This window comes from uncultured Algibacter sp., from assembly GCF_905480415.1.
Taxonomy (GTDB): Bacteria; Bacteroidota; Bacteroidia; order Flavobacteriales; family Flavobacteriaceae; genus Algibacter_B.
On the sequence record NZ_CAJQQI010000025.1, the window covers coordinates 1 to 12,728 of the forward strand.

Below are 12,728 nucleotides of genomic sequence, written 5' to 3' on the forward strand. Positions count from 1 at the left end.
TTGATTAGTAGGTGTGTCGCTAGTAGTGTCAGGTGTCGCCACCTCGCTAGATTCTGAGGAACAACCGAAATTGAGGGTTAATAATATCGCAATTACTGCTAAGAAATTGATTTTCATAATAATAAGGTTTTAATAAAAATCTAAGGTAATTCTTACTCAATAATTAAAAAATGACATTTGTCAGTACATACTAGAAATGTTAGACATCTACTAAATAAGTATTCAAATCTCTAACTTATTTGAACTTTCTCGGATACAATACCGGCACAAATAAAAAACCCTACTCTCAAAACTGTTGAAAATAGGGCATTCTAATGAATTATCTGTACTCAAGGTGGGAATCGAACCCACACAACCGAAGTTACTGGATTTTGAATCCAGCGCGTCTACCAATTCCGCCACTTGAGCAATTAACCAATTTGGTATTTTATTTATTATCTCTAATCTGCCTTAGTTTTTCTTTTCCTATTCCAGATTTCCAATATTTTTCTCTTTTTCTTGCTTCAGCTCTTTCAACATCTAAAGATTCTGAAAAAATCAATTCAAAAGGTCTGTAGGCTCTTGTTGTTTTCTCTCTTCCGTCATTGTGCCTTTTAATTCTAGCCTCTAAATCTTGAGTCATACCAACATAAATATAATTTCTGTTAATACTTGATAAGGCGTAAATATAAAGCATATTATTAAGAACTTCGTACAATAAGCGCGCCTGCCTGTCGGCAGACAGGTCTACCTATCCTACCCTCGGTAGGTTATTCCGCCACTTGAGCTTGTAATAGATAGCAAAAATATAGTTTTTTTCGATATTACGCATAAAAATACTAGCCAATATACTTTTTAGGTTAAAATAAATGTATAAATTTGCACCTCGTTAAAAATCACGAAGTGTTTGCGCACTCAAAAACAACAAGTTAACTATGCCAATTGTTATAACGGAAGCCAAAATTTTTGCATGTACACAAAGTAAAGCTTTAGGTGAAAAAATAGCCAAAGCATATGGTGCAGATTTAGGGAATGTAATTACTTCAACATATAGTGATGGTGAATTTCAACCTTCTTATGAAGAATCTATAAGAGGGACCCGAATTTTCATTATTGGTTCTACCAATCCTGGTGCAGAAAATTTAATGGAAATGTTGTTAATGATTGATGCCGCAAAACGTGCTTCGGCTAGACATGTTACGGCTGTTATACCTTATTTTGGATGGGCAAGACAAGATAGAAAAGATAAACCGCGTGTGCCAATAGCGGCAAAATTAGTAGCAAAAATGTTAGAGACTGCTGGTGCTACCCGTATTATTACGATGGATTTGCACGCAGACCAAATACAAGGATTTTTTGAAAGACCTGTAGATCATTTATATGCATCAACAATCTTTTTGCCGTATTTAAGAAGCTTAAATTTGGATAATTTAACCATTGCTTCTCCAGATATGGGAGGTTCTAAAAGGGCTTATGCATACTCTAAAGCATTAAAAAGCGATGTTGTAATTTGTTACAAGCAACGTGCTAAAGCCAATGTGATTACTCACATGGAACTTATTGGTAATGTGGAAGGGAAAAATGTTGTTTTAGTAGATGACATGGTTGATACTGCAGGGACATTAACAAAAGCAGCAGATTTAATGATGGAACGTGGAGCACTTAGCGTAAGAGCTATTTGTACGCATCCTATATTATCTGGTAACGCTTATGATAACATAAACAATTCAAAATTAGAAGAACTAATAGTTACCGACACGATACCCGTTAAACCTTTAAGTGATAAAATTAAAGTTTTAAGTTGTGCTGATTTATTTGCACAGGTTATGGATAAAGTACATAACAATCAATCTATTAGTTCAAAATTTGTGATGTAAATCACTCAAAATAGAATATTAATTAAATTATTTATATAAACGATTATGAAATCAATTACAATCAACGGATCTCAAAGAGAAAGCGTAGGCAAAAAATCAACAAAAGCCTTACGTAATGCTGGTCAGGTTCCTTGCGTATTATACGGAGGAGACAAGCCAGTGCATTTTTCAGCACCAGAATTAGCTTTCTCTAAACTTGTATACACGCCTAATGCGCATACAGTTGTGATTAACTTAGATAATGGTGAAGTTTTAAATGCGGTACTTCAAGATATCCAATTTCATCCAGTAACAGATAGAATTTTACACGTAGATTTTTATCAATTATTTGAAGATAAAGAAATTGCGTTAAACATTCCTGTTAACCTTGTTGGTAACTCTAAAGGTGTTAAAAACGGTGGTGTTTTAAGAAGAAATAATAGAAAACTTCGTATTAAAGCACTTCCAGCTAACTTACCAGATTTTATAGAGATAGATATTACACCTCTAAAAATTGGCGATAAAGTTGCAGTAGGTGATTTGCCTACTGGAGATTATACTTTTTTACAGACGGATACTACTGTAGTATGTCGAGTGAGTACATCTAGAGTAGCTGTAGAGGATGAAGAAGAAGAAGAAGGAGCAGAAGCAGCAGAAGCAGCAGAAGGAGCAGAAGGAGCGGAAGCACCTGCAACTCAAGAATAGAAATTATTCCAATTAAATTATAAAAAGCATCCTGTTTTATTCAGGATGCTTTTTTATTTTCAAAAAATCAGGTAGTTAATATTTTGGGTGCCTGCCTGCCGGGAGGTAGGTTGCCACGCTTAGGCGCGGTCGGGCCATCCATTACAAGTCCTCGATTTTGCCTCTCTGTGGGCTTTTTATTACTATCCCTAAAGCAGGCTGTTAGGTATATAAAAGTATCTATCAATGTTTTGGCATGTTTAATGTATTTTAGCTTTAAAATAAAAATATCATGTGGCAGTTTTTGTCAAACTTATTTAAAAAGAAAAACCATATAGAAGAACAAGATTCCATGAAGAAATTTTTAATAGTTGGTCTAGGAAATATTGGCGAGAAATATGCTAGTACACGTCATAATATTGGCTTTAAAGTTTTAGATTATTTTGCGAAACAAGAAGATTTAACCTTTGAGACTCAAAAGCTCGGAGATGTGACTACTTATAAATTAAAAGGGAGAACATTTATCTTATTAAAACCAAATACCTATATGAACTTAAGCGGAAAAGCTGTTCTATATTGGTTGACTAAAGAAAAAATTCCTTTAGAAAATTTATTGGTTATTACAGACGACTTAAATTTACCCTTCGGGAGTATCCGCGTAAAAACCAAAGGAAGTGATGGTGGCCACAATGGTTTAAAGGATATTCAAGAGAAGTTGAATACCACAAAATATAATAGATATAGATTTGGTATAAGCGATACTTTTAGCAAAGGCAGGCAAGTCGATTATGTTTTAGGAGAATGGACAACAGAGGAATTAGATCAACTCAAAGAGCGTCTAGATAAATCAATAGCCCTTATAAAATCTTTTGGATTAGCAGGTATCAATAACACCATGAATGCTTTTAATGCTAAATAAAAGTTTTAATTAATTATTGTATTATAATCTTTTTTGTGGCTTTTTGAATGCCGTTATGTATATTCAAAATATACATGCCAGATTGAATATTATTTAAATTAATGTCTTCCTCAAAATTGCCATCAATAGTATTATAAGTCTTTTCATGAATTAAGCGTCCTCTAATATCAAAGAGTTCTATGGTAATTCTATCTGAATCTGATGATAATTGAATTTTAAATTGACCTCTACTAGGATTTGGAAAAAGTAAAAATCCTGGAAAATCAACAAATTCGAATTCTTCTTCATTTTCATTTTTCAAGGTTGTTTCTGTTGTTTCACAAATTTCAATAAACCAAGAATTCAAAGTTCCTAAATCGCCACTTTCAAAATCACCTAAAAGAATGGTCCAATCACCTGAAGAATTCTCACCATTAAAGCTATCAAGTAAATCTCTTAAAGACTTAGAAGCGATATTCGCTCCAGAATTAGAACAGTTGTATGTTATAGTGTCATCATTAAAAACACCAATAATATTATCTTCTTCATCGCAGTCTTTAGAAGATTTTAATAAAATTTCTGTGCTATTAGGACTCAATATACCTATCTCTAAATCACCTATGTATGGGTGTGTAATATTAACACCGATATTAATATCAGAAATAGTAGAATTATTGGGAATATTTATAATATGACTTTGCGTATAGCTATCACCATTATCTGAAATATCAATTCCTAAACTTAAAGCAGAACTGTATTGCGTACAGGTTTTACTTACATCATAATCAATTGCAAAATCTTCAGTATTAATAGCAAAGAAATTGTTGTTTGTGGGCTCAATCATTATTCTGCAATGCGGGGCGGGTGTTTTTGGTACTGTTAGTGTATAACTTCCATTATTCGGGATGTCATTTACAATAGTATTGTAGGTTTCTCCACCATCTAATGAAAGTAATATATTTACATTTGAAGCCCCAGGTAAAATATTGGTATTATTAACATTCCACGTTATGGTTTCGTTTGTATCTCTTGTCCATAAAATACCTGATGTGTTTTGTGACGTAACTTCAAGTGGACCATAAGCGTCATTAAAAGTAAGAACTATGTCATCATGGTTATTATTTGCACCACCAGCTTTATTATCTCTAACCGTCAATCTAAAATTTGCAGTTCTGTTTACATTAGGTATTTTTTCCCATTGGGTAGCATTTATTCCAAATTTTAAATCTGATAAATTCGGAAAATATCTAATATTATTTGTTGTTGGTAAGTATGACCTAAATAAAACCGAATTAGAATCTGTTGAGCTGGCATCTGGATAAGTTGTTGCCGCATTATTCTCATCTATTTGTTCCCAGCAATATGTGAGAATATCTCCGTCAATATCACCGCCAGTTCCAACTAATTTAAAAGGAGTTCCAATGGGTAAGGTTAAATTACTTCCAGCATTTACCGTTGGCGTTGTATTTCCAGTGTTAGTTGTTGAAGCACAAGAGATACTTTTAGAATAAGTTGTTATTTGCTCAATTGAAATTGCATGAAAGTAAGGATCACTGTTAGCTTGAACATTAGTTGAACCTGTAATTCCTGCATATCCCATAATTGTAGAACCACTGCCAGGTTCCATTTGTACATTCTCACCTTCATTCCCATTATGAGTCCAAGTATGGTTAGCTCCAAATTGATGACCTATTTCATGGGCCACCAAATCGATATCAAAATTAAAGCCATCTGGTGTGTTATCAGAAGTATAGCCACTACCTTTTAACCCATTAACACAAACACACCCAATACAACCTGCATTTCCATCAACAGACCCAACAGCAGATAGTAAGTGTCCTATATCATAATTGGCTTCTAATATTTCAGTATCGAGAGTTGCTTGTAACTCATTATTATAGTTATTAGATGTATCACCATAAGGATCTGTCCCAGCATCCAAATATATCACCGCATCATTGGTTGAAACTAATTGTAACGATACATTAAAATCATTTTCAAAAACGGCATTTATATTCGTTAAAGTCTTTGCAATTGCTGCATTTACAAGAGCGAATGTACCTCCATGGTAAGCAGCATATTCTCCAGTAACAGATATAGCTATTTTGTAAGTTCTTTTTATACTATCATCAGCATCTTTTATATTTAAACTAGATTTGAAAGTCTTTTCTAAAGAGTTATTTTCTGTCAAACAGTTAAAGGCCTCATTTTTATCTAGATTTGATTTCTTTAAAACGGTTATTTGGTTTTTGTTTTTGGAATTTGGTTCGAAAAGGATGGTTTCTTTATTGCCTAAAATAATCCCTGATAAGCCTTTGTAAGGGGATAAACTAAAACGCAAATATGTATGAGGAGAATCTATACCATAACCAGTATAAGACTTTATTTCTGGGTATTTTTCTTGTAAATCAGGAGACATTACTGAAGCTTCCTCAATACCATATCTTTCGAATTCGCCATTAGTATTCGGGAAGCTTATTATTATGTCAGAAGTTTTTGTAGAATTAGTTTTTGTAGATTTACGAGATAAAATCTTATGTAATTTGGTGTAATTAAAATCAAACAACAGCCCTTTGTCATTGCTTCTTTTGGTAATACTAGATTCTGGATTAATACTTTTACTTACTTCAATAAAAAGGTTTTTTTGTCCAAAAGCCGAAAATGCTATTAAAAATATGGTGGTTGATAAAACATAATGTAGTTTTGTTCTCATAAAATTATATTTGGGACAATTTTATTAATCTGGATTAGCAAAGCTAGTTTTTTTTAATTAAACCAGCAATTTTTTGCTTTTATGAGTAAGGTTAAAAATATCGAAATTTATAATTCTACCGAGCCTACAGTTGTAACTATTGGTACGTTCGATGGTGTGCATATTGGACATCAAAAAATCATTAAACACTTAATTAATACTGGTAAATCAAAAGGATTAAAGTCTGTGATATTAACGTTTTTTCCACATCCCAGAATGGTGCTTCAAAAGGATTCAAACATTAAATTAATAAACACTATTGACGAGCGCAGAAACATTTTAGATGATCTAGGATTAGATTACTTAGTTGTAAAAAAGTTTACACATGAGTTTTCAAGACTTTCAGCTGAAAATTTTGTTAAAGGGATTTTAGTAGAAGAACTAAACGCAAAAAAGGTAATTATTGGTTATGACCATAGATTTGGCAGAAATAGAAATGCTGATATTAACGATTTAAAAACCTTTGGAGAGACTTTTGGCTTTGAAGTAGAAGAAATTTCAGCCCAAGATATTAATGATGTTGCAGTAAGCTCAACAAAAATTAGATTGGCTCTAATGGATGGAGAAATACATAAGGCCAATGCTTATTTAGGGTATAATTTTATGTTAACTGGAAAAGTAACGAAAGGCAAAAGTTTAGGAAAAGAATTAGGATTTCCAACAGCTAATATTGAAATTGAAGAAGATTATAAAATTATTCCTAAGCAAGGGTCTTACATTGTGAATTCTATGATTAAGGATACGCTTGTTTATGGTATGATGAATATAGGAGTGAATCCCACAGTTAATGGGAGTAAGCAAACTATTGAGGTGCACTTTTTTGATTTTGATGACGATATTTATGAAGACACAATAAAAATAGATTTACTACATAGAATTCGTGATGAAGAAAAATTTGAATCCCTTGAAGCTCTTAAACTTCAACTTGCAAAAGATAAAGAAACAGCAATAGAATATATTTCAAACCAAAATGCTGAATAATTGGCTCTTTAAACATATTGATAATTCAGCATTAATCGTTTTTAGAATTATTTTCGGACTCCTTTGTTTCTTAGAATCTGTAGGCGCTATTTTTACAGGTTGGGTAAAACGGACCTTAGTTGATCCCGATTTTACATTTAATTTTATAGGTTTTGAATTTTTACAGCCATTACCAGGAAACGGCATGTATTATTACTACGTTATAATGGGTGTTTTTGGTTTACTCATTATGGTAGGTTATAAATACCGATTTAGCATGATTGCATTTACAATCATGTGGTCAGCAACCTATTTAATGCAAAAATCATCATATAACAATCATTATTATTTATTGATGCTTTTAAGTGGGATAATGGTGTTTCTTCCAGCGCATAAATACGCTTCAGTTGATGTTAAATTAAACCCGGAAATTAAGAGTTATTCCATGCCGCAATGGTGTCGTTGGATTATTATTCTTCAGTTGTTTATTGTTTACACCTATGCTTCTGTAGCCAAATTTTATCCTGATTGGTTAGACACTTCGGTTATAGAATTAATGATGAAAGGGAAAAAGGATTATATTTTTGTTGGTGACTTTCTTCAGCAAAAATGGCTGCATTTTGCCTTGGCCTATGGTGGTATTTTGTTTGACGGTTTAATTGTACCCTTGTTACTATTTAAACCCACAAGAAAATATGCGTTTATTGGCTCTATTTTCTTCCATTTGTTCAATTCGTTTATATTCCAAATTGGCATATTTCCATATTTAGCTTTAGCATTTTCTTTATTCTTTTTCTCTGCTGAAAAAATTCAAAAGCTATTTTTAAAAAAGAAACTCTATTATACATCAGAAGAGATTTCTATTCCGAAGTTAAAAGCACCTTTAATTATAGGTTTTTCAATTTATTTTATCATTCAAATAGGCTTACCATTAAGGCACTATTTTATTGAAGATAATGTATTAAGGACCGAAGAAGGACATAGATTATCATGGCGTATGATGCTTCGCATAAAAAGTGGGCAAACCTCATTTTGGGTTGAAAATAAAGACTCAGGGAAGCGCACTCATATTGACTTAAATAAATATTTAAGCACGAAGCAAAAAAGATCTGCAAGCACAAAACCAGATGTTATGTGGCAATTTGCACAACGTTTAAAACAAGATTTTAAAAATAATGGACAAGATGTTGCGGTGTATATAAATTGTAAAGTTAGTGTTAACGGAAAGCCATATAAAACCTTAATTAACCCAGACATTGATATTGCTAATGTAGAGTGGAATGTTTTTAATCACAGCAATTGGATTTTACCTTTAAAAGAAGAGTGATTATCTATTCATTTCATTAAATTTGTTGCTTAAATTTTAATGTCATGTTACAAGTTCCTTTTATTAGAGAAAACAAAGAATTAGTTATTGAGCGTTTAGCAAAACGAAATATTGATGCTACGCAAATGATTAATGATGTTATTACCTTTGATGAAGATAGAAGACGTCTTCAAACAGAGTTAGATAATACTTTGGCTGAATCTAATACCTTATCAAAGGAAATAGGAAACTTATACAAATCTGGTGAAGCTCAAAAGGCTAATCTATTAAAAGAAAAAACCAGTCAATTAAAAGACGCTTCAAAAGAACTTTCTGAGGATTTAAATAATAAAGTGGAAGCTTTAAAGGAATTACTTTATAAAATACCAAATGTACCTCATGATGTTGTGCCTCGTGGAAACTCTGAGTTAGATAATGAAGAAATTTTTAAAGCAGGAGTTATTCCCAAACTACACAATGGCGCTTTACCACATTGGGAGCTGGCTAAGAAGTACGACATCATAGATTTTGAACTAGGTAACAAAATTACTGGTGCTGGATTTCCAGTTTATAAAGGAAAGGGTGCTAGGTTACAACGTGCATTAATTGCTTATTTTTTAGACAAAAATACAGCGGCTGGTTATACGGAATATCAACTACCACTTATGGTTAATGAAGCTTCTGCTTTTGGTACCGGGCAATTACCTGATAAAGAGGGGCAGATGTATCATGTTACAGAAGATAATTTATACTTAATACCAACTGCTGAAGTACCTGGAACCAATATTTTTAGAGATGTGGTTTTAAATGAAAATGAATTACCAGTAGGTATAACAGGGTATACGCCATGTTTTCGTCGTGAAGCAGGAAGTTATGGTGCACACGTTAGAGGATTAAATAGACTACATCAATTTGATAAGGTTGAAATTATTCGTGTTGAACATCCTACTAAATCTTATAAAGCGTTAGATGGTATGATTGACCATGTAAAAGACATTTTAAAAGAATTAAAATTACCATATAGAATTCTGCGTTTATGCGGAGGAGATACCTCTTTTGCGGCATCTTTAACTTATGATTTTGAAGTGTTTTCTACAGCTCAAGATAGATGGTTGGAAATTTCTTCTGTTTCAAATTTTGAAACGTTTCAGGCGAATCGTTTAAAACTTCGATTTAAAAATAGTGATGGTAAAAATGAACTAGCGCATACACTTAATGGAAGCTCTTTAGCATTACCTAGAGTCTTAGCTGGAATTCTGGAAAATTACCAAACGGAAGACGGAATTCTTGTTCCTGAAGTACTTCAACCTTATACCGGTTTTAAAATTATTAATTAAAGGAAAAAGCCTACAAAAATTAAAATTTATATTCATTTTTATCGATGAAATACACATTAAGCATGCTGTTTAACGAATTTTCTTTTGTTTATTTGATTTTTTAAGATTTATTACTGTATTTAGCTTAACCAAATCTACCCAACCTACTAATTATGAAGAATGTTAAGCGCGTTGTCCTTTTAATTGCTTTGATTTTTTTCGCAACTAAAGTTTTATCTTCAGATTTCGAATTGTTTAAATCCGAAGGTAATACCACAACTATTGCGAGTAAATAGGAATTTTTAAAATAAAATTCTTGATGTAATTCAATAATATTTTTTGAAAATAGTCATTCTTATGAATAATAAGAATTAAAGACTGTCCCCAATCGAGTATTTAATTAACAAGTAGTTAATAGAAAATTATTTTTGGTTGGTAAGTGCCCGATTTTTTGTCGGGCACTTTTTTTATAAAAACTTTTACATTATCAACACCTTACATTTGCTATATTTACGGTATGCGATATATATTATTTTTTTGCTTATTACTATCTAGTATTTTGTATTCACAAAATGCTATGCTCGCCAAAGACTATTTCCAAAAAGGCGAATTTGAAAAGGCATTAATTGAGTATAAAAATTTGTATGCTAAATCGTCTTCAAATATTAATTACATCAATCAAATTATAAGTACACATCAGCAATTAGAGCAATATGATGATGCTGAAAAATTCATATTGAAATTGATGGAACGTATAACATATCCCGCTTTTATTGTTGAGTTAGGATATAATTATCAGCTTAAAAATGATTTACAAAAGGCAAATGAAAATTATCAGAAAGCCATAGCTACAATTGATGAAAAAGCAAGTAATGTATTTGCTATAGCGAGAAGTTTTCAAAACCATTCTCTTTTAGATGAAGCAGTAGTTTCTTATGAAAAGGCTGCGGTGTTAAACCCAGAATTTAATTTTAATGTACAACTTGCACAAATTTATGGAGAGCAAGGGGATATTGAAAAAATGTTTAATAGTTATATCAATTTTGCAGAATCAAATCCTATAGTTTTAAGAGATGTTAAGCGTGCTATTAATGATTTTATAACTGAGGATAGTGCTAATGAAAATAATGTTTTGTTTCGCAAGCTTCTTCTGAAAAAATTACAGCAAGAACCCAATATTCTTTGGAATGAGTTATTAAGTTGGTTGTTTATTCAACAAAAAAATTTTAAAAAGGCATTTACTCAAGAAAAAGCGATTTATAAAAGACATCCAGAAAGTTTAAGCCGAATTGAAGAGATTGCACTAATGGCTTCAAACGACAATAAAAATGAAATTGCTCGAGATGTTTTCAATTACATTATAGACACAGCACAGGATGCTGAAACAAAACTTGATGCACATCAAAATTTACTTCAAATAGATATTAAAGAAAGTTCAAAATCTAATTACGGAGTTATTAAGAGTAAATATTTAGAGTTATTTAAAACATTTGGAGATCAATCTGAAACTTTAGAATTACAAGTTTCTTATGGGCACTTTTTAGCCTTTTATTTAAATGAAACAGGAGAAGCTACAAGATTTTTGGAAAACAGTTTAAAACAACCCTTGGCATCCATAGAAAAGGCGCAAGTTAAATTAGAGTTGGGTGATATTTTAGTCTTGCAAGAACAATTTAATAAGGCCCTAATTTATTACACTCAAATTCAGCGTAACTTAAAAAATAGCACTATTTCTCAAGAGGCACGTTTTAAAGTTGCTAAAGCTAGTTATTACAAAGGCGATTTTAAATGGGCAGAATCTCAACTTAAAATTTTAAAAGCCTCGACATCTCAGCTTATAGCAAATGATGCACTTGATTTAAAACTCCTGATTTCTGATAATAAGTATGAAGATTCACTTCAAATTGCATTAAAACGTTATGCAAAAGCAGACTTATTAGCTTTTCAAAATAGGAATGAAGAAGCCATTGATTTGCTCGACAAAATCCTTGAAGAACATAAGACAGAACCTATAATTGCTCAAGCTTTATACAAACAGGCTCAAATATTCGAATTAAAATCTCAGTTTGAAAAAGCTAAGGCAAATTACCAAGCAATTATAGATAACTACAGAGATGGTATATTAATTGATGATGCCTATTTTCATTTAGCAGAAATATATGAGAGTCAGTTAAATCTTCCTGAAAAAGCAAAGGCCTTATATGAACAAATTATTTTTAATCATGCCGATAGTATTTATTTTGTCGATGCTAGAAAGCGCTATAGATTATTAAGAGGAGATGCTATAAATTAATATGATAGTCGCGGAAACTAATAGATTACTAATTTCTAAATTCACGTTAAAAGATGCTCCTTTCTTTTTAGAATTGGTTAATTCACCCAATTGGATAAAATATATTGGTGATAGACATACCAAAACGATTAAAGAAGCTGAAGAAAGAATAAAAACGGGACATTTAAAAAGCTATAAAACTCATGGTTTTGGGTTCTATAAATTATTACTTAAAGCAGAAAACAATAAACCTATTGGTACTTGCGGACTCATAAAACGAGATACTTTAGAATATGTAGATGTTGGTTTTGCAATGCTTCCAAACTATGAAAGTTTAGGACTTGCTCATGAAGCATCAATTAAAATCATTAAACTTGCAAAAAACGTATTTAAATTAGATAAAATAATAGCTATAACAACTTCAGATAATGATAGCTCTATTAAGTTATTAAAAAAACTGGGATTAACATATGAAAAAAAAGTAACTCCCTTTGAAGACGAAGAAGATCTCTTATTATTTGCAAAAACCTTATAAATAAAAATGATAATATACAACGTAACAGCAAACATTGAAGAATCCATTCATGACGAATGGCTTACTTGGATAAAAGAGCACATCCCGAAAGTTTTAGGTACAGGAAAATTTGAAAAGGCAACGTTGTCGAGAGTTTTAGTGGAAGAAGATATGGGAGGTGTCACCTATTC

Annotated in this window: 11 protein-coding genes and 1 tRNA gene; 9 read left to right on the forward strand and 3 right to left on the reverse strand. The window is 31.8% G+C overall.

Annotated elements, in window-relative coordinates; genetic code table 11:
* Positions 1-326: 326 nt before the first annotated feature.
* Both QZ260_RS02300 and QZ260_RS02305 read right to left on the reverse strand, forming a co-directional pair.
* Positions 327-408, reverse strand: a tRNA-Leu gene (locus QZ260_RS02300).
* A gap of 19 nt (positions 409-427) precedes the next feature.
* Positions 428-676, reverse strand: coding sequence for a GIY-YIG nuclease family protein (locus QZ260_RS02305; protein ID WP_271559967.1), 249 nt, complete (start codon positions 674-676; stop codon positions 428-430).
* A 238-nt stretch (positions 677-914) separates the two neighbouring features.
* Here QZ260_RS02305 and QZ260_RS02310 point away from each other — a divergent pair, with 238 nt between their 5' ends.
* From QZ260_RS02310 to pth, 3 genes are all read left to right on the forward strand, one after another.
* On the forward strand, positions 915-1,856 hold the full coding sequence (locus QZ260_RS02310; protein ID WP_295982287.1) for a ribose-phosphate pyrophosphokinase: 942 nt from the start codon (positions 915-917) through the stop codon (positions 1,854-1,856).
* Between the two features lie 45 nt (positions 1,857-1,901).
* On the forward strand, positions 1,902-2,540 hold the full coding sequence (locus QZ260_RS02315; RefSeq protein WP_295982288.1) for a 50S ribosomal protein L25/general stress protein Ctc: 639 nt from the start codon (positions 1,902-1,904) through the stop codon (positions 2,538-2,540).
* A 271-nt stretch (positions 2,541-2,811) separates the two neighbouring features.
* A complete protein-coding gene (gene pth, locus QZ260_RS02320) occupies positions 2,812-3,438 on the forward strand; it encodes an aminoacyl-tRNA hydrolase (protein ID WP_295982291.1) in 627 nt (208 codons plus the stop codon).
* Between the two features lie 13 nt (positions 3,439-3,451).
* Here the strand turns inward: pth and QZ260_RS02325 are convergent, their stop codons facing one another.
* Positions 3,452-6,130 (reverse strand): reprolysin-like metallopeptidase, encoded by a 2,679-nt coding sequence (locus tag QZ260_RS02325; protein WP_295982294.1) that lies wholly within the window; start codon positions 6,128-6,130, stop codon positions 3,452-3,454.
* 81 nt (positions 6,131-6,211) lie between these two features.
* Between QZ260_RS02325 and QZ260_RS02330 the strand changes: the two genes are divergently transcribed.
* From QZ260_RS02330 to QZ260_RS02355, 6 genes are all read left to right on the forward strand, one after another.
* Positions 6,212-7,150: a bifunctional riboflavin kinase/FAD synthetase gene (locus tag QZ260_RS02330; protein WP_295982296.1), complete on the forward strand. Its 939-nt coding sequence runs from the start codon at positions 6,212-6,214 to the stop codon at positions 7,148-7,150.
* Positions 7,140-8,456, forward strand: coding sequence for an HTTM domain-containing protein (locus tag QZ260_RS02335; protein WP_295982299.1), 1,317 nt, complete (start codon positions 7,140-7,142; stop codon positions 8,454-8,456). Before QZ260_RS02330 ends, QZ260_RS02335 begins: the two co-directional genes overlap by 11 nt.
* Before the next feature lie 44 nt (positions 8,457-8,500).
* Entirely contained in the window at positions 8,501-9,772 is a 1,272-nt protein-coding gene (gene serS / locus QZ260_RS02340; RefSeq protein WP_295982302.1) for a serine--tRNA ligase, read from the forward strand.
* A 556-nt stretch (positions 9,773-10,328) separates the two neighbouring features.
* Positions 10,329-12,044 carry a tetratricopeptide repeat protein gene (locus QZ260_RS02345; RefSeq protein ID WP_295982303.1) on the forward strand — a complete coding sequence of 572 codons (1,716 nt, stop codon included), beginning with the start codon at positions 10,329-10,331 and terminating at the stop codon, positions 12,042-12,044.
* A 1-nt stretch (position 12,045) separates the two neighbouring features.
* The gene (locus QZ260_RS02350; protein WP_295982304.1) at positions 12,046-12,558 is read left to right on the forward strand and encodes a GNAT family N-acetyltransferase; all 513 of its coding nucleotides are present in this window, start codon (positions 12,046-12,048) and stop codon (positions 12,556-12,558) included.
* 6 nt (positions 12,559-12,564) lie between these two features.
* Positions 12,565-12,728: DUF4286 family protein (locus QZ260_RS02355; RefSeq protein WP_295982307.1), on the forward strand; the 164-nt coding region annotated here is incomplete at its 3' end.